Origin of the sequence: Dyella sp. (assembly GCF_035503745.1) — a bacterium.
Lineage (GTDB): Bacteria > Pseudomonadota > Gammaproteobacteria > Xanthomonadales > Rhodanobacteraceae > Dyella_B.
Genome location: NZ_DATJTC010000038.1, coordinates 33,753 through 52,879 on the forward strand (window position 1 = coordinate 33,753; position 19,127 = coordinate 52,879).

At 64.9% G+C, this 19,127-nt stretch carries 7 protein-coding genes; 3 read left to right on the forward strand and 4 right to left on the reverse strand.

Annotation, left to right across the window (positions count from 1 at the left end; translation table 11 throughout):
• Positions 1-11 precede the first annotated feature (11 nt).
• Positions 12-3,368 carry a GH92 family glycosyl hydrolase gene (locus tag VME63_RS15280; protein WP_325434212.1) on the reverse strand — a complete coding sequence of 1,119 codons (3,357 nt, stop codon included), beginning with the start codon at positions 3,366-3,368 and terminating at the stop codon, positions 12-14.
• A gap of 204 nt (positions 3,369-3,572) precedes the next feature.
• On the opposite strand from VME63_RS15280, the gene VME63_RS15285 reads away from it, so the two are divergent.
• Together VME63_RS15285 and VME63_RS15290 are read left to right on the forward strand one after the other, a co-directional pair.
• The gene (locus VME63_RS15285) at positions 3,573-5,030 is read left to right on the forward strand and encodes a DHA2 family efflux MFS transporter permease subunit (RefSeq protein WP_325434213.1); all 1,458 of its coding nucleotides are present in this window, start codon (positions 3,573-3,575) and stop codon (positions 5,028-5,030) included.
• A gap of 47 nt (positions 5,031-5,077) precedes the next feature.
• On the forward strand, positions 5,078-5,851 hold the full coding sequence (locus VME63_RS15290) for a thioredoxin family protein (protein ID WP_325434214.1): 774 nt from the start codon (positions 5,078-5,080) through the stop codon (positions 5,849-5,851).
• A 15-nt stretch (positions 5,852-5,866) separates the two neighbouring features.
• Here VME63_RS15290 and VME63_RS15295 read toward each other — a convergent pair whose 3' ends face one another.
• From VME63_RS15295 to VME63_RS15305, 3 genes are all read right to left on the reverse strand, one after another.
• Positions 5,867-9,643 (reverse strand): translocation/assembly module TamB domain-containing protein, encoded by a 3,777-nt coding sequence (locus VME63_RS15295; RefSeq protein WP_325434215.1) that lies wholly within the window; start codon positions 9,641-9,643, stop codon positions 5,867-5,869.
• Between the two features lie 7 nt (positions 9,644-9,650).
• Positions 9,651-11,411 carry an autotransporter assembly complex family protein gene (locus VME63_RS15300; protein ID WP_325434216.1) on the reverse strand — a complete coding sequence of 587 codons (1,761 nt, stop codon included), beginning with the start codon at positions 11,409-11,411 and terminating at the stop codon, positions 9,651-9,653.
• A gap of 343 nt (positions 11,412-11,754) precedes the next feature.
• Positions 11,755-14,370: a glycosyltransferase family 2 protein gene (locus VME63_RS15305; protein ID WP_325434217.1), complete on the reverse strand. Its 2,616-nt coding sequence runs from the start codon at positions 14,368-14,370 to the stop codon at positions 11,755-11,757.
• A gap of 682 nt (positions 14,371-15,052) precedes the next feature.
• Between VME63_RS15305 and hrpA the strand changes: the two genes are divergently transcribed.
• Positions 15,053-19,102: an ATP-dependent RNA helicase HrpA gene (gene hrpA / locus VME63_RS15310; protein WP_325434218.1), complete on the forward strand. Its 4,050-nt coding sequence runs from the start codon at positions 15,053-15,055 to the stop codon at positions 19,100-19,102.
• Positions 19,103-19,127: the final 25 nt, after the last annotated feature.

Here is a 19,127-nt window from a genome sequence, read left to right on the forward strand (position 1 = left end):
TCGGCGCCGCGTCAGTGGCCCAGCAAGCCGATTTCCGCCAGGGCCGTCGGCGACCCGTTGTCGAACTGGAACCGGTAATAGCGATACGCGCCCGCCTGGCGGATCTCGAACGCCCGCGTCTGCCGCGCCCACGGGAAGCGTTCGGCCTTGCGCGTATCCAGCACCGTCCAGTGTTGACCGTCGTCGGATGCCTCAAGCGTCCAGCCGGAAGGCGCCGGCGCGTGCGCCGCCGAGGTGAGCGTATACATCGCCACCGCGTGCGGTTGCGGGAACTGCCAGCTCACGGTGGACGGCACGCCAGGCAGCTGCGCTTGGGTATCGCTGGTGTGGTCGAACAACGCCTCGACATCGGCGATCGAAGGTTCGCTGCCGGCCGTGCCTTGACCCGGGCCGGCCAGGTCGTGCATCGGTGCGGGCTTGCCATCGCGGGTAAGCGAGGGCGGCAATGCTTGTTCGTCGCTGCCCCACTGGGACGGCTTGGGCCCCATGGTGAAGTCCAGCGTCGCACCCTGCGCCAGCAAGGCATGCGGCAAGGTGACCTTGTGCCAGGGCTGGCCGTTGACGCGCAGGCTCTGGATATAGCGGTTGGTGTCGCTCACTTCAGGTGCGTTGATCAGGATGTGCTTGCCGTTTTCCAGCGTGATGTCCATGTGCGGGAAATACGGCGCGCCGATCACGTACTCGGGCGTGCCCATGCGCAGCGGATAGAAGCCGGCCGCGCTGAACAGCCACCAGCCGGACATCTCGCCGTTGTCTTCGTCACCCAGGTAGCCCTGGCCGATGTCGCTGCCCAGGTAGAGCCGCGAGAGCACGTCGCGCACTTTGTCTTGCGCCTTCCACGGTTCGCCCGCATAGTCGTACATGTAGATGATGTGATGCGAGGGCTGATTGCTGTGGCCGTATTGGCCCATGCGCACGGCCTGCGCTTCGCGCATTTCGTGGATCGGCTCGCCGTAGCCGCCGACGTGATAGATGCCGGGCGTGGCGAAGAACTGGTCCAGCTTGGCGGCCAGCGCCGCGCGTCCGCCGTAGAGCGCGGCGAGCCCGGCGCCGTCCTGCGGCGCGTGGAAGGCCATGTTCCAGGCATCGGTTTCGGTGTAGTCGTCGCCCCAGCGCAGCGGGTCGAAATTCTGCTTGGTGTAGCGCCACTTGCCGCTGGCGTCGCGGCCGACGAAAAAGCCGATGCCGGCATTGAAGAGATTCGTGTAATCCAGCGCGCGATCGAGGAAGTAGCGCGCATCTGTTGCGTATTGCGCGCCATAGGGGTCGCTGCTTGGGTGTTGCGTAGATAGAGCCTGCGCAAGGTTGCCGATGGCGAAGTCGGCGATATAGCCGTCCATCGACCAGGAGAGCCCTTCCTTCACGCCGTCGTCGGTGTAGCCGTTGAAGATCGAACGCTGCAGGCCCTTGCGCCCGGTGCCGGCCAGCGGACTGACCACCGTGGCGTCCTTGAGCGCGGCTTGGTAGAACGAACGCACGTCGAAGTTATGCACGCCCTTGAGCCATGCATCGGCGAACGCGACGTCCGCACTGGTGCCGACCATCAGGTCCGCGTAGCCGGGCGAAGACCAGCGCGCAATCCAGCCGCCGTCGCGGTATTCCTGCACGAAACCGTCGATCATCACGCCGGCCTGCTGCGGCATCAGCAGTACGTAGGCCGGCCAGGCCGTGCGATAAGTGTCCCAGAAACCGTTATTGACGAACACCTTGCCATCCATGATGCGCGCGCCGGTATGCGTGGGCGTATCGGTGCCGGTTTCAGGCGAGAACGGGCTGGCGTATTGATACACCGGCTTGTCGACGGTGCCGGTGTTTTCATACGCCGAGTTGGGATACATCAGCAAGCGATACAGGTTGGAATAAAGCGTGACTAGTTCTCCATGGCTGGCACCTTGCACTTTCACGATGCCCAGCTGCTTGTCCCAGATCTGCTGCGCCTTGTTGCGCACGTCGTCGAAGCTTTCGTGCGGGCCTATTTCCATGGCGAGATTGCGCTTGGCCTGGTCGAGGCTGATCAGCGACGTGGCGATGCGCACATTCACCGTTTTGTTTTTCGACGTATCGAAGCCGAACCACGCGGTGACCTTGTCGCGGCCTTCGCCGGTCAGGCGGCCGCTTTCGGTGACGGGTTGATCGACGGTTGCATAGAAGAACAGCCGCGTCGCACCGGTGGAGAGATCGCTTTTTACGTCGGAATAGCCGCTGAAACCGCGATGCGCGGGATCGAGCGTGATGCCGCCGTCATTGGTGCGGTTGTCAAACACCAGCTGGCCGCGTTTGCCCGGAAAGGTGAAGCGCAACGCGGCGGCATGATCGGTGGGCGTCATTTCGCCGACGATGCCGTCGTCGAAGCGCACCTTGTAGTAGTGCGCGTGCGCAATTTCGTTGGCGTGGCTGAAACTCAGCGCGCGCGCGGCGCGGTTGGCACTTGGCGCGCCGCTGGCCACAGCGGCGGGCATCAGCTGGAAGGTCTGGCGGTCGCCCATCCACGGGCTGGGTTCGTGCGAAAGCGAGAAGGCTTCGATGCGCGGGCGGTTGTTGGCGTCGTTGCGCTGCTGGTACTGGTACATCCAATCCGAACCCGCGTCGGTCACGGGCGCCCAGAAATTGAAGCCGTGCGGCAAGGTGACGGCCGGTACATTGTTGCCGCGCGAAAACACGAAGCCGGAGTTGGTGCCGCGCAGCGTATAGACATCGTCACTGGGATGCTGGTCCGAAACCTGCGGTGCCGGGCCGATGCGCAGATCGTCGAGGAAGCCCTCGATATGCGCCGCAGGGCCGTTGTGCACGAGCACGATGTGCCGAATGCGACGGCCGGCCGCGACGCGCCCGAGATCGATCGACAGCTTGTTCCATTGATTGACGTAGACGGTGCGGCTGGCACCCAGCGCATGGGCGTTGGCAGGGATGCGATGCTGATCGCGCGCTTCCGTGGCCGAAAGGCGGCTGCCGTCGTCGAACACCAGGTCCACCGACACGTAGGTCGACGGATCGCGCAGATCGTTGGCAACGATGCAGGGGAACAACAGATACGAAAGCTGCGTATCGGCCGAAACCGGTAGATCCACATCGAAAATGGCGGCCTCTTGCTTGCCGCCGGCGTCGCCGTGATAGTGCAGCGAATGCAACCCCGTGAAACCGACGCCGGGCTTGGCGGTGTACGCATCGGCGGCCGAGGGGCCGCCGGCGACCTCGATGGCGAATGCGTCACCCGTATGGGCAGCAAGCGGTGCGGGCTCGCCGGCTTCGAAGGAGCTGTAAAACGTGTCGTTCTGATCGGCGCACACTGCGGTGGTGAAGCAGGCGAGGGCCGCCAACAGCAGATTCAGGCGAAAACGCCCGGTGGAGTTGCCTGGTGCCTGATACATCTGTCACCCCTGTGGGGGTCGTGCCGGGCACGACCGGTAGGAACGCGCGTAATCAGTCATTTGAATCGATCTAAATCGAGGCTGTCAAACCGCAGCGCAGCATGCCATTTCTTGCGCCAGCCGGCGCGCCGGGGTATGTCGATTCCGGCGTCGCTCGTTCGACGTTAGGGCAGGACGCGCGGCAAACCCATAACAGGAGAGATGATGACCAACGTTTCCGCAGCGCACGTGGCGATACACCCGGATCGCCGCTGGCTGGCCTTTATCGTGCTGTGCCTGGGCGTATTGATGATCGTGCTGGATACGACCATCGTTAACGTCGCGCTGCCTTCGATCAAGACCGATCTGCAATTCGGCGATACCGCGCTGGCGTGGGTGGTCAATGCGTACATGCTCACTTACGGCGGCTTCCTGCTGCTGGGCGGCAGGCTGGGCGATCTCTATGGCCATCGGCGCCTGTTTCTGCTCGGCATCGCGCTGTTCACGCTGACCTCGCTCGCCTGTGGCTTGTCCACGACGCAGTTGGCATTGGTAGTGGCGCGCAGCGTGCAGGGGTTGGGCGGAGCGGTGGTGACGGCGGTGGCGCTGTCGCTGATCATGGACCTGTTCACCGAATCGGCCGAGCGCGCCAAGGCGATGGGCGTCTACGGCTTTGTCTGCGCGGGTGGCGGAAGCCTAGGCGCGATGCTCGGCGGTTTGCTGACCAGCACGTTGAGCTGGCACTGGGTGTTTCTGGTAAACCTGCCGATCGGCGCGGTAGTGATGGCGATGTCGCTGCGTTTGCTGCCGGCCGCGTCCGGCACCGCGGCCTCGCGCCACCTCGATGTATGTGGCGCCATCACCGTGACGGCAGCGCTGATGTTGGCGGTCTATGCCGTGATCAACGGCAGCCAGCGCGGATGGCTGTCGCCGCGCACGCTGGGCGAGCTGGCGGTGGCGCTGGGTTTGCTGCTGACGTTCCTGTGGATCGAAACGCGCGTGCGCGTGCCGCTGATGCCGTTGCGCTTGTTCCGTTTGCGCAACCTGGCGGTGTCGAACGTGGTGGGCGTGCTGTGGGCGGCGGCGATGTTTGCCTGGTTCTTCCTCTCGGCGTTGTACATGCAACTGGTGCTCGGTTATGGGCCGCTGGAAGTGGGGCTGGCGTTCCTGCCGGCCAATCTGATCATGGCGGTGTTCTCGCTGGGCTTGTCGGCGAAGCTGGTGATGCGGTTTGGCATCCGTCGCCCATTGACGGCGGGTTTGGCGATGGCAGCCTTTGGCCTGTTGTTGTTTGCTCGTGCGCCGGTGGCGGGGCATTTTCTTCCCGACATCCTGCCTGGCATGGTGCTGCTGGGGCTTGGCGCGGGCATCGCTTTCAATCCCGTGTTGCTGGCGGCGATGAACGACGTGGGGCCGTCCGAATCGGGACTGGCTTCGGGCGTGGTCAACACCGCGTTCATGATGGGCGGTTCGCTGGGGTTGGCGGTGCTGGCCAGTCTCGCCGCGGCGCGTACGCAGGTGCTGCTGGGCGCGGGCGTTGCGCAAAGCTTTGCACTGACCGGCGGTTATCAATGGGCATTTCTGGCCGGCGCCTGTTTCGCTGCGCTGGGTGCGCTGCTGGGCGCGGCGCTGTTGCGCATGCGGCAGCCGGGCATGGACGAGCACGCGGTGGCGGCGGAGTGATCGACATATAGCGTTCGACCTTGACATGGATTCCATCGGAGACAGGTATGAATCACCAAGTGGTTTCGCGCGAAGCATGGTTGGAAGCACGCCGCGCCTTAATGGTCAAAGAAAAGGAACACATGCGTCGCGGCGATGAGCTCAGTGCCGCACAGCGCGCCCTGCCATGGGTGAGGATCGACAAGCATTACCAATTCGATGGTCCGGCAGGAACGCTGACCTTGTCCGATCTCTTCGGCGGACGCAGCCAGCTGTTCGTCAAACACTACATGCTGTCGCCGGGGCAACAGCATCACTGTGTGGGCTGCGCGCTGGAGGTGGATCATGTGCAAGGGATTCTGACGCATATGCAGCATCACGATCTTTCCTACGTCGCCATCGCCCGCGCGCCGATCGAGGAAATCGAAGTGCTGCGCCAGCGCATGGGTTGGCAATTCCCGTTTGTGTCCTCCTATCGCAGCGATTTCAACTACGACTTCAACGTGTCGTTCACGCCGGAGCAGGTGCGCACGAAAACGGCGTTCTACAACTTCCGCGAATGCGATCCAGGCCTGGAGGATCTTTCAGGCGACAGCGTGTTCTACCGCGACGAAGACGGTCAGATTTTCCAGACCTATGCCGCCTTCGGCCGTGGTTGCGAGCGTTTTCTCGGCATCTACGGTTTCTTCGACATCGCGCCGAAGGGCCGGGCGGAACACGGCCCGCATCACAGCCTTGGCGACTGGGCCCGGCCGCACGACATGTACGGCGAGCATGGCACGGTGGAACTTACGGGCCGTTATCACGCGCAAGCCTGTACATGCGCGGTGCACAAAGCATGAGCGGAGCGCGGCCGATCACTTTTCGATACGGTAGTTGAGGCTGGCGCGGTTGAAATCCGTGGCGTTCTGGGCTTCGAAGTTCCAGCGCTTGCTTAAGCGATAGCGCAAGGTGATGACCTGGCCCGGTTCGAACAGCCCCACGCCGTAGCTGAGATAAAGCCGCGGAGACAGATACTTGCCCACCGTGAAGGCGGAATTGCCGTTGAGTGCGTCGCTGCTGGACACGCCGATGTCGCTGATGCCCAGTTTGCTGCCCACGTTCTTGGCAAGATAGTTGCCGGTGGCCGAGCCCAGCGCCTGCGCGGCGGCATTGACCGTATTGCCTTCGCCGCCTTTCACCTGCGACAGCGGTTTGCCGGTGACGAGGTAGGAGAGCGCGTCGGACTGTTCCATCGGCGGATTGGAAAACACCGTCAACACCGGCCGTTGCGCGGTGCCTGAAATTTGCAGGCCGACCTGCTGGCCCTGATCGATGGTGGCGTTGGGCGTGAGGCTGCGCACGGCCTTGATGTTGAGGCCGGGGTTGTCGATCGGCGTGCTGGCAAACAGCAATTGTCCTTGCTGGATCTTGAGGTTCTGGCCATAGGCTTTGTAGGTGCCGCTGACGCTGATCTGACCTTGTCCGGTGGTCTGGCGGCCGGGCCGTTCGTTGACGGTCAATACGCCGCTCAAATGTCCGTCCAGTCCCATGCCTGCCAGGTGAGTGTGCTGGCCCAGGTCAACCCTGATCGAGGCATTGATCGGCATCGCGTTGCCGCTGGCCGGCTGCTGGGGCTGATCGACGATCACGATATCGGGCGAGGCTTTGTTGACGCCGCTGCCCGGCAATTTGTCGAGATTGACGTCGGCCGAGTCCAGCTTGACCGAACCGGTGGCGTTGATCCCCTGCGCATCGCGGCGCACCGACACATCGGGCGAAACAATGACTTTCGCGGCGGGAATGTCAACGGCGGTGAACTGGCTGCCTTTCAGGGTGAGCGTGGTGGGCGTCTGCGCATCCAGGCCCGCCACGCCGGCAAGCGTGACCGAACCCTTGCCCGACTGCACGCTGCCATCGATGCGCAGCTCGCGCGTGTTGGCGGCGCTGATCGTCACGCGGCCCTGGGTTAGCTTGAGACCCGCGTCGGGCACTTCCGCCGCGAAGTCGATCACGCTGGCCTGGCCAGTAATGGCCGGTTCCTGCAGGCTGCCGTCCAAACGGAAATTGCCGTCCAGACGGCCTTTCACGTTTGCCACTTCGTCAGTGAAAAGTTCGATGAAGGACAGGTTGTCCAGATGCAGGCGGAGTTGACCGGCGAGCGCTTGCTGAGCGCCGCTGACGGTAGCCTGGCCATCCACCTGGCCGCTGCCGTCGATGCCCGCATGCACCGTGACCTGTTGATGACCCGGCGCGAGCGTCGCATTCACGGCGAGGTTGTCGTAGGTGAGTGCGGGTTGATTGGGATGTTCGCGGTAGATGATGCGGCCTTGCTGCGAAGTGATCGTTGCGTTGCCGGTGAGTGTGCCGGCGGCGTTGCGATGGAGCTTGCCCTGGCCTTGCAGCGTACCCTCGGCGCTGACGGGAATGTCGGCGTTGCCCAGCGCATCCATCACCAGCGTCAGCGGCACCGCATGCAACTGGTAGCTGGCGTCGATGTTGCCGGTTTTGTCCTGCGTGCCGCTGACGCATAGCGAGGGGTCACCGGCGGTAAGGCAGAGCGAACCGAGACTTGCGGCGCCCTGGTTCCAGCCCAGCCGCGTGGCCTGTTGCAGCCGCCAGCGCGGCAGGCCTTGCAGGTCGAGCGTGAGCGCCGAGAGCGTGCCGTTCCAGTTCGCATCTTTCAGCGAGCCGCTCAGCGCGAGCGAAGCGGAGAGCGGCCGGCCCTGTGCCTGCAGTGTGAGTTGGTGCTGCGCGGCGGTGCCCTGGCCGTTCACCCGAATCTGATCAAAGGCGAGACCGCCCAGTTCGACGCTGGAAGCATCCAGTGCAAGTTTTCCACCCGGGGTGGTGATGTCCGGAATGTTGGCTTGCAGTTGCAACCGGCCTGCGTTCTGCCCCTGCCACGCCAGTGCCCGGCCCTGCAGGTTGCCGTCGACGGAAAGTTTTGGAAACGCGCCGCGGACTTGAAAGCGTCCATCCAGTTGCCCGCCGGCTTGCGGCAGCCAGTCGCCCAGGGATGCGATCGCCAAGGTGACGTCGGCATCGTTGCGTTCGCCTGCACGTGCGACGACCTTTACGCTGCTGTTGCCGGAGGCAAGTTCCAGCGCGCCGTCCACCACCTCGTTCGGCGACAGGTGCAGGTGCCCGCTGCCGTGCAGGCGTCGTTGGCGCAGCGTACCCTCAAGCTTGCGCAGATCGAGTGTCACATCGGGTTTGTCCTTGCTCAGCAGGCCCTCGGTGGCAAAGTCCGCGTCCAGCAGGCCCGGCCAGGCGGCAAACAATTGGCCCGGGTCGAACTTGCTGGCGGTGGCTTGGAAGTGCCAGCCCCATAGCGGTTGCAATGTCAGCTCGCCGCTTGCCGCGAGACGCCCTTGCGGTTGCAGCAAATCGAGCGTGCGCAGCTGGATCTGCCGCGGCGTGCCATCGAGATTCAAGGCGAGCTTGGCCGGTTTGCCCGGCGGCCCGATCGCGATGTCGCCTTCGGCGTGATAGCGCTCGGCGCTGCCCTTGGCGATGAGGTGCCCCTGGCTGTCCAGCGTTTGACCGACCAGGCTCGCGGGCAGTTCGAGGCCGTTCCAGTCGATGGCGAGATCGGCGCTGATGGGATGGGCATCCAGTTGCACGCTTCCGGTGGCATCGATCGTGCCTTTGATCTGCGGCGATGCAACCTGCAACCGTTGCAGGGTCAGCGTGTTGAAGTCATGGTCGAGTTGCGCCTGCAACGGCTGCAGCAGCAGGCGATAGTCGTTGAGCGCCAGCGAGCCGGAAATACTGCCGGCATGGTCATCGCCGCTGCCTTGCAGGTTTGCGCCAAGGCGGGTGATTGAACTATCGCCGAGCAGCGCCTGGGGGTTGAACGCCGGTACGTCGAGTTTGCCGCTCCACGAGTTGTCCTTGCGCTGGTCGATGCTGAGCTGCAATTGCGCCAGCATCGGCTCGGTCAAGGACAGTTGCAACTGCGCCTTGCGCCCGTCGCCTTGCGCGGTGATGTCGCCGGCGTAGTCGATGCCGCCGACCTTCCACGCCGCTTGTGCATGCCCCTTGCCGCGATAGCGCCGGCCGATGCCGAGTTGGCCATCCAAATGCACATAGCCATCGGGCGCGCGCAGTGCCAGCCGGTCCACGGCGATGCCGGCACGGGTCCAACGGCCGGCGAGGTCGAGCTGGTCGGAGGCGAACAGGGGTTGATGATTGCGCATGACCGTCACCGGTCCGACGTGTACGTCGTCCAGCACCAGCGCCAGCGGCGGCTTCAGCGACAAGCTGCCCGATGACGACGGTGCCTGCGACGTGGGTAGCATGACGTCGATGCGGTCCACGCGCAGCTGGGTGACGTGCAGGCGTTTGAAGAGCAGTGTGGCGAGATGCCAATCCAGGTGCAGGTGGGCGATGGCGACGTCGGTGCCTTCGCCATCGCTGTAGCGCAGCGAGCCGATGTCCAACGGTCCGATGAGGCGCCCCTGCGCTTGTTGCGCCTCAAGCGCGCCATGCGTGGCGTCCTGCGCGCGCGCCAAGGCAAAACGCAGGCCTGCACCGGTGCACAGCAGCCAGGCTGCGCCGCCGCAGAGCAATACCAGCGTCGCCAGCGCCAGCAGCGCGATGGCGCGTAGCCAGCGGCGGCGTCGAGGAGCGGGTGCGGGTGTGCTGTTCACATGTGCCTCACAGGTCCGGCCCGATCACCAGATGCAGTTCCACGCCATGGCGTTGCGCATCGTTGACGGGCGTGCCTACGTCGACCCGGATCAAGCCGACCGGCGAGCGCCAGCGTACGCCAATACCGGCGCCGACCTTGGGCTGCACGTTGGTGCCATTGAATGCGTTGCCGGCATCGATGAAGGTGGCGACGCCCCAGCGTGGGGTGAAGTAATGCTCCAGCGTGGCGCTGGCGATCGCCAGGTTGGTGCCGCCGATCACGCGGCCATAGCTGTTTTCCGGGCCGACAGATTGGAACGCATAGCCGCGGATCGACTGGTCGCCGCCGGCGAAGAAGCGCAGCTGCGGCGGTAGCGAGGCAAAGTCGTTGGTCCAGGTATGGCCGTAGCTGCCACGCAGGATCAAACGGTTGTTGCGCCAGAACGCGCGGATCCATCTGGCGTCGGCGGTGACTTGGCTGAAACGTGCCGACGAAAGCAACTCGTCGGCGGTGCTGAGTACGGTGAAGTTGAGCGACCAGCCGCGCCGCACGAAGTCGAGGTCGTCCGCCTGCTTGCGCGTGAGCGAGCCTTCGGCATAAACCAGCGTGCTGCTGCCATGTTCGACGCCCGGCGTGCTTTCCGGCTCGTCGGGGGTTTTGCCGACCGAGAAGGTGCCTGACAGTGCATGCAGGCCGACCGTGCGCACCCAGTTGTGCCACAGCTCGCTTTCGTTGGCCACCAGCTCCAGTGTGCGCGATTGCGAGGTGACGGTGTTGGCGTCGCGATAGGTCGCGCCAACGTTGAGGCTGCGCTCGTTGTCGCCGGGCAGGGGGATGGTGTATTGCGTAGAGGCCATTTTCAGCCGCTGCGCCAGCACCAGGTCGTTTTTCCACTTGTGCCCGTACTTGTTCACCCAGCGTTTTTCGATACCGCCGCGAACGCCGATGCCGGTATCGGTGCCGACGAACAGCCCGGCGGTGTAGATGGTGCGCTTGGCCGGCGCCAGTTCGACGTCGATATCGACGATGCCGTTCTTGGCGCTGTCCATTTGCGGCATCACGTTGACCATTGAGAAATAGTCCGCGCCATTGAGCGCCTGCTGGAATTTCAGCAACTGGTTCTGATCGAAATAATCGCCGGATTTGAAGGGCACGTAGCGATCGAGAAAGCTTTCCTTGAACTGCGACCCTTCGAAGTGCACCTTGCCGTATTTGTAACGGCGTCCGACCACCCAGGCCAGATGGATATCGGCGGTGTGTTCGGCGCGGTAGACCTCTACCCGGTGCACGGTGAGGCGCGCGTCGAGGAAGCCATGGGCGGTAAGGGCCTGGCTCAGCGCATCGCGTGCGCTGTCGTAGGCGTTGTCGTCCAGCCGCTGGCCCTTGAGCTTTTCGATGCCGCGGCGCGCGGTGCGGATCGGCGCGAGCCTTGCGGCGGCGTCATCGAGCTGGATCTGCACCGAGGCGACCTTCACCGGCTGGCCGGGGATGACGTGCAGCGTGACGCGCCAATCCTTGCCGACCTGTTCGAGTTTGCCGGTGACGCGAGCGTCGTAGTAGCCATAGGGCTGCAGCGCCGTTTGCACCTGGGCGTCGGCACGCTCGTAGAGGCGGCGAACCTGCGCCTCGCTCGCCTCGCGGGCGGCGTATTGCGACAGGCTGACGCCAGCGACGACGGCGGCCTTGAGCGGATCGTCCACGCCATCCACGACCAATTGCACCCCGGCGTGGCTCAGCGTGGGGAGCAGCAACAGCACAGCCAGGTTGTAGCGGTACATCCGGCGCATGCGTCGGGGTTCCATCCTCGTGTCGGCATCGCAAGGTGCAGCTTAGCGAGTTGCGCGTGGACCGTGTATTAAGGATGTTCTGATTTATTCTTCGCAGGGGGCCTTCTGGACATCACCCCATCTAGTCAATTTATGGTGCGGGTGACACCTGCGAAGAATAAATCAGAGCATCTTTAAGTCTGCGCTTATTTCCGGGCGGGTCGTTCGCCCTTGGGCATCCTGTGGTTTTCAGGTGCGCGCCGGGCGAAGCCGATCGCGGGGAGCGGCGAAAGGTATCCAGGCTTACTCGGGGCGATATGCCCTCTCGCATGCGCAAGAGGGTGTCCTGAGGATGGCGAGGGCCTCAGCCCGGCGCGTCGCCCGAGCTGTGCGCGATCCACGCACCGACCATGGCCGAAAAATACGGGATCGACTGTGCGGCCAGGATGAAGATCCACAACTGGCCTTCGATGAACCGTGAGAAGGGGCTCATCGACATGCCGATAATGCACAGCATCAGCGCGCAGAACATCAGCAACTCTTCGCGCACCGGCGCGAACGCGGCGAAGTTGCTGCCGCCCAGGCGCCGGCTCTTGGCGGTCACCACGAACGAGGTTTTCTGGCGGGTGAGGCCGTGCAGGATGCCGCGCGCGATCGCGTGGCTCAAGCTCATGCTGGCCAGCGACGCCATGATGGTGTCGTACCAGTTGCATGGCACGCGCGCGCGGTACAGCACGAAGCCAAAGATCGCCTTGGCGAAGAAGAACCCGATCACCGGCACCAGGAACAGCTCCATCGGCAGGCTGAAGGTCTGCGGCAGGCCGACCATGCCCGCGGTCCAGAAGATCGCCATCAGCGTGAAGATCAGGTGCAGCGCATCGGCGAACCAGCTGAACCAGCCGGTGAGGAAGTGGAAGCGCTGGCCGCTGCTCAGCGGACCTTTCTTCACCATCCAGTTCCAGCGGCCCTTGAGGATCTGCATCGCGCCGAAGGCCCAGCGGTAGCGCTGGCTCTTGTACGCCTTGAAATCGGCGGGGGTGAGGCCCTTGCCCATCAGTTCATCGACGTAGACCAGCTCGTAGCCGGCGTGCATCAGGCGCAGGCCCAGTTCGGCGTCTTCGCAGATGGTCCACTCCGACCAGCCGCCGGTGCCTTCCAGCGCGGTACGGCGCACCATCGTCATGGTGCCGTGCTGGATGATGGCGTTGCGCTCGTTGCGGTGATGCATGCCGATGCGGAAGAAGCCGTCGTATTCCCACGCGGTCATGCGGCGGAAGCGGTTGTGCTCGAAATCGCGGTGCGCCTGCGGGCACTGCACTACGGCTACCTTCGGATCGTGGAAATAGCCGGTGAGGGCGGCCAGCCAGTCCGCGCGCACGACGTAGTCGGCGTCGATCACCGCCACGACCTCGGCGCGCGCATCGGTCTCTTTCAGGCCGAAGTTGAGCGCGCCGGCCTTGAAGCCCGGCCAGGGCTCCAGGTGGAAGAAGCGAAAGCGCGTACCGAGCTTTTCGCAGTATTCCTGCACCGGTTTCCAGATCGCCGGGTCTTTGGTGTTGTTGTCGATCACCAGCACTTCGTAGTTCTGGTAGTCGAGCGCGGCCAGCGAATCGAGCGTCACGATCACCATCTCCGGCGGCTCGTTGTAGCAGGCCAGGTGGATGGATACGAAGGGCTGCTTCTCGACCGGATCGGGCTCAAGCATGCCCGCGTGGCGAATCCAGCTGCGGCGCCACAGCACCTCGGTGAATTCGAAGCCGTTGATCAGCAGGATCGACAGGATCGCCACCTGCGCCGGGAACAGCAGCGCCAGCATGCTCCAGTCGATCCAGTCGAGGTAGAAATTGAAGGGCAGGGTCACCGACCACACGATCAGGCCGCAGGCCAGCTGGATCAGCATGGCGAAGAACAGCCGGCCCAGCAGGCGGAAGCGCCGGAAGCCGATGCCGAACCAGATCATCGGCACCAGCGCCAGCAGGCTGGCGGCCAGCGCTTTCCACGGCCAGCTGGTGTCTTCGATCACCGGGCCGGTGAACGGGAACTTCAGCTGGCGGTCGGCGTTGAAGATGCCCCAGTACGCGCCGGTGCGGCCTTCGCCGAGGTTTTCCTTCCAGGGCTGGTCGAACGCTTCCAGCAGGTAGTAATCGACGTTGTGGGCCTTGGCCCAGATCAGCCATTCGCGGTCGAAAATTGCTTCGTTGGATACGGAGGGATAGGCGTGCTGGTGGCGGTCGCCATTGGAGGGCCAGCCGATTTCGCCGACCACCACATGCTTGGTCGGAAAGCGCTCGCGGATCATCGTGTAGCTGTCTTCGGCCGCCCTGACCGCGCCCTGCCGGGGGTCCTGCGAGACCGCGATGCCGTTCCAGAACGGGAACAGGTGGATGGTGATGAAATCCACGTGGTCGGCAAGCTGGGGGTATTTCAGCCAGATGTACTCCGGCTCGGCGATCGACACAGGCTGGCGGATATGCGCGCGGGCGCGGTCGAGGTAGGCGATCACCTTGTCGATCGGCAGGTCATGGCGAAACAGCGTTTCATTGCCCACGATCACGCGCTCGATGGTGTCCGGATAGCGGCGCGACATGGCGATCAGCGTATCCATCTCCCGTTCGTTGTTGTCCAGGCGCGTGTCGATCTGCGCCCCGGCCATGACCTTAAGGCCCTCTTTTTGGGCCAGGCGAATGACCTGGGGGTTTTCCTGCATCGAATAGGTGCGGATGCGGCCGGTATAGCGGCGCAGCAGCTTCAGGTCGCTGTCGATCTCCTGGTCGCTGGGGAAATCGAACGTGAAGGGGCTCTGGTAGCGCTGGTAGAGCGATACCGACAAGCCGTTGAACTGGCCGTGCCAGTCTTCCGGACCGTTCGGGAGATTGCTCCACCACCACAGGCCGATATTCAGCGCGGCGACCACCAGAGCCAGCAGGATGGCGGTGAAAATCGACGGCCAGGTTTTGGGTTGGGTGGGTGTGGCGCTCAAGAAAATCCCCGTCAGGATGGCCTCTTTCGAGGCACATGAAGCCCGGGGAGCTTAACCAATTAATGGTAGCGGGCTCAATAAATTGCGATGGGAGCGGTCAGCACGAGGTCAGGGGTGGCGCGGCCGGGGGCGGGAAACGGCGGCGGGCCGCCGATGGCGGCGACACGGCGTCGGGGCAGGGGCCTGGTCGATCGATGGCTCCGGTACACAGGGCAGCGGTGCCGGCGGCTCGCCTTTCCTCCGGTGCGCGAGGCGCCGCCGCAACGGAACAAGCGTGCACGCCTGTCGATGTCGCGTGATGCGGCGCTGCATGCGGCGTACTGTCGTCACGACGAGATGAGGTTCCAATGGCGCCGCCGTTTTCGATGCAGGCGGGGACGCCCGATTCGTTTGGACGTCCATTTGGGATCGGGCATGCCCGCGCCAGGCGCGCATGCGCCTGGCCGCCCATCGCGCGGACACGGGCGGTTCCTTCCCCGGCGCGGGCGGCAAAGGCGGCGGCGTCGCCACAGGATGCTTTCTGTAGCGAGGGCAGCATGCAGGCGGTTTCTTCAAGCGGCCGGTGACCCGGTCGGCAGCTCGATCGCGCACCGCCGGTCACCTTCCATCGCGGCGCGCGGGTGGCGCTGGAGATCGGCGGGGGCGGTGATGGCCAGGTCCTGCGGCTATCATGGGCGTCTGCATGAATGATTCGATTCCCCCCACGTCGCCCGTTTCCCCGGAAACCCGCCTGCGCGCACTGCGCCAATCGCTGGAACTGGTTTCCAGCCGCGATTTTGGCCGCCTGCTCGGCCGCTGGCGCGGTTTGTCGCGCCGTCCCGATGGCAACAAGCTGGAGGCGCTGGCCACCGACATCGCCCTCTCCGCCGCGCGGCGGCAACGGCGCGCGCAGGCCAAGCCGCCGATCCGGCTCGACGAATCGCTGCCGATCACCGCGCGCGCGGAGGACATCGTCAAGCTGATTGGCGATCACCAGGTGGTGGTGATCGCCGGTGAAACCGGCTCGGGCAAGACCACGCAGCTGCCCAAGTTGTGTCTGGCCGCCGGACGCGGCGAGGCGGGGCTGATCGGCTGCACCCAGCCGCGCCGTCTCGCTGCGCGCTCGGTGGCGCGCCGCGTGGCGGAGGAGCTGGGTACGCAACTGGGCGACAAGGTCGGCTTCCAGGTGCGCTTCACCGATCAGGTATCCGAGCAGAGCCTGGTCAAATTCATGACCGACGGCATTCTGCTCGCCGAAACGCAGGGCGATCCGTGGCTGTCGGCCTACGACACCCTCATCATCGACGAGGCGCACGAGCGCAGCCTCAACATCGATTTCCTGCTTGGCTACCTGAAGCGGCTGGCGGCGAAGCGGCCGGATCTTAAAATCATCGTCACCTCCGCCACCATCGACACCGCGCGCTTCGCCGAGCACTTTGGCAACGCGCCGGTGGTATCGGTGGAAGGGCGTGCCTATCCGGTGGAGGTGCGCTGGCGTTCGGTGGAGGACACGGCAGCGCGCCGCGGCCAGCGTAGCGGCGACCTGCAGCAGGGCAGCGCCGAGCACATCGCCGCGGTGCTCGATGAAATCACCCACGAGGACCCGCGCGGCGACGTGCTGGTGTTTCTGCCCGGCGAGCGCGAGATACGCGATGCGCATCTGTTGCTGTCGCGGCGGCAGTACCGCGAGACGGAAATCCTGCCGCTGTATGCGCGCCTGTCCGCCACCGATCAGGATCGCGTGTTCAAGCCGGGTCCGAAGCGGCGCGTGGTGCTGGCCACCAACGTGGCCGAAACCTCCTTGACCGTGCCGCGCATCCGCTACGTGATCGACACCGGCACCGCGCGCGTGAAGCGCTACAGCCAGCGCAGCCAGCTTGAGCGCTTGCACGTGGAACCGATCGCGCAGGCGGCCGCCGATCAGCGCAAGGGACGCTGCGGGCGCGTGGGTCCGGGCATCTGCTACCGCCTTTTCGATGAGGCCGATTACGCCGCACGTGCCGCGTATACCGATCCGGAACTGCTGCGCTCCTCGCTCGCCAATGTGATCCTGCGCATGCTGTCGCTGCAATTGGGCGAGGTGGACGACTTTCCGTTCCTCGAATCGCCCGATCCGCGCGTGGTCGCCGACGGTTACCGCCGCCTGGCCGAGATCGGCGCGATCGACGATGCGCGCGCGCTCACCGCGATCGGCCGCTCGCTTGCGCGGTTGCCGATCGACGTGCAACTGGCGCGCATGCTGGTCGAGGCGCAAGCGTTGGGCAGTTTGCGCGAGCTATTGGTGGTGGTGGCTTTCCTCAGCATCCAGGATCCGCGCGAGCGTCCCGCCGACGCGCGCCAGCAGGCCGACGCGGCGCATGCGGCCTTCGCCGATCCGAAGTCCGACATCGTGGGAGTGTTGAATCTGTGGCGCGAGTATGACCGCGCGCACGAGGAACTGACGCAGTCGAAGCTGCGCGACTGGTGCTCGCGGCACTTCCTCAGTTTTCTGCGCATGCGCGAATGGCGCGAATTGCATCGGCAGTTGCTGCTGGTGGTGCAGGAGCTTGGTTGGCGCTTTTCGCCAGCGTCCCAGGGAGAAAGTCCGGATCAGGGCGCACCCTTGCGCGGCGGATCGAGTGCCGCGGTCAAAGCGCCGCGTAAACGTCGCCCGGGCCAACGTGCGGATGAACCCGGGCCTCTCGCCCCAACCCTCCTTCCCGAGGGGGACGGGAGCCGCGATGAGGGTGAGCGGCAGTACGAGGCCATCCACCGCAGCCTGCTCGCCGGGCTGCCCACGCAAGTGGGCCACAAGGATGAAAAAGGCATTTACCGCGGTACGCGCGAGCGCCGCTTTCAGGTGTTTCCCGGCTCGGCCTTGGTCAAGACCCCGCCGAACTGGGTCTTCGCCGCGCAGATTCTCGACGTCGGCGGCCGCGTGTGGGGCATGATGTGCGCGCGCATCGAGCCGCTGTGGATCGAGCAGCAGGCCGCGCAACTGCTGCGCCGTAGCTGTCGCGATGCGCACTGGTCGAAAAAGCGCGGCACCGTGGTCGCTTACGAGCAAGTCAGCCTGTTCGGCCTGGTGCTGGCCGAGCGCCGGCCGGTGACCTTCCAGCAGCAAGATCCCGCCCAGGCGCATGACATCTTTCTGCGCGAGGCGCTGGCGCGCTGCGACATCGATGCACGCGCCGATTTCGTGCGCGCCAACCAGCGCGTGCTCGACGACGCGCGCGGCATCGAGGCGCGCCAGCGGCGCGAGGGGCTGATCCGTCACGAAGACGAACTGGTGGATTTTTTCCGCGGGAAAATGCCGCAAGAGATCGCCAGCAGCCGTGCACTGGATGCCTGGTACCGCCGTGCGCGTCCGGCCGAGCAGGCGGCCCTGCGCTGGTCGATCGACGATGTGATGGTGGGCGGCGCGGGGCTCGATCCCAAGGCGTTTCCCGCCGCGCTGCAGCTGCCGCCGCAACGCTATCGGCTGGAATACCGGTTCGTGCCCGGCGACGATGCCGATGGCGTGACGCTGCACCTGCCGCTGGCCATGCTCAACGCACTGCCCGCCCCGCGCTGCGAGTGGCTGGTGCCCGGCTTGCTCGGCGAAAAAGTGGCGGAATTGATTCGCGGCCTGCCCAAGACCCTGCGCCGCAATTTCGTGCCCGCGCCCGATTTCGCGCGCGCCTTCGTCGAGGCGGAAACGCCGCGCGAGGAGTCGTTGCACAAGGCACTCGCCGCGTTCCTGCGGCGTACCACCGGCGTGGAGATCGGTGCGGACGACTTCGCCAGCGTGGCGCTGGCGCCGCACTTTGCGATGCGCTACCGATTGCACGATGAAAACGGCCGCACGCTCGGCAGCGGACGCGATCTTGCCGCGCTGCGCGCACAATGGGAAGGCCAGGCGCGCGAGGCGTTCTCGCGCAAGACCGATATCGAGCTTACCCGCGAAGACGTCACCGCCTGGGACTTCGAGCAGATCCCCGAGCAAGTGCGTTCCGAGGGCGGCCTGCTCGCCTTTCCCGCCCTGGTCGACCTCGGCGACGCGGTGGCGCTGCGCGTGTTCGAACGCCGCGACGAAGCGACGGCCGTGCACCTCAAGGGTGTGGAGCGGCTGTTGCGCCATGCCTTGTCCAGCGACATGAAACAGGCGCGCAGGCGCCTGCCGATCGCCAATGCGCTGTCGCTGAAGTACGCCCCACTGGGCAGCATCGATGGCCTGCGCGAGGACCTGGTCGAAGGCGGCTTTATCGATCTGCTGGCCATCCACGACATGAACGTGCGCAGCGCGGCGGCCTTCGAGGCACTGCGCGCGCATGCCGCGCGCGAGCTGTTCGGCGCGGCGGTCGAACGCCTCAAGCTGGCCGAACCGGTGATCGAGGCGCAGGCCGATCTCAAGCCATGGTTGCAGCCGCCGCTGATGGGTTTTGCGCGCGCCAGTTACGACGATCTCAACGAACAGCTCTATGGCCTGCTGGCGCCCGGCTTCCTGCGCGAGCTTTCGACCGCGCGGCTTGCGCATTTCCCCCGCTACCTCAAAGCCATGCGCCTGCGCGCCGAACGACTGCGCCAGGACCCGGGCAAAGACCAGCAGCGCATGCTGCAGGTGTTGCCGTATTGGCGCCAATACCTCAAGCATCGTGCCGCCGGCAGCGAAGACCTGGAGGAGTTGCGCTGGCTGATCGAGGAATGGCGCGTCTCGCTGTTTGCACAGGAATTGAAAACACCCGAGCCCGTGTCGGCCAAGCGGCTGGCCAGGGCCTTGGAAGCCATACGCTGAGCCTACCCCCGTGGCCGCCGGCTGG

What these genes read in the sequence shown, in the direction of transcription:
- hrpA (WP_325434218.1), top strand. Translation starts at nt 15,053, where the DNA reads ATGAATGATTCGATTCCCCCCACGTCGCCCGTTTCCCCGGAAACCCGC.
- VME63_RS15280 (WP_325434212.1), bottom strand. Translation starts at nt 3,368, where the DNA reads ATGTATCAGGCACCAGGCAACTCCACCGGGCGTTTTCGCCTGAATCTG.
- VME63_RS15285 (WP_325434213.1), top strand. Translation starts at nt 3,573, where the DNA reads ATGACCAACGTTTCCGCAGCGCACGTGGCGATACACCCGGATCGCCGC.
- VME63_RS15290 (WP_325434214.1), top strand. Translation starts at nt 5,078, where the DNA reads ATGAATCACCAAGTGGTTTCGCGCGAAGCATGGTTGGAAGCACGCCGC.
- VME63_RS15300 (WP_325434216.1), bottom strand. Translation starts at nt 11,411, where the DNA reads ATGCGCCGGATGTACCGCTACAACCTGGCTGTGCTGTTGCTGCTCCCC.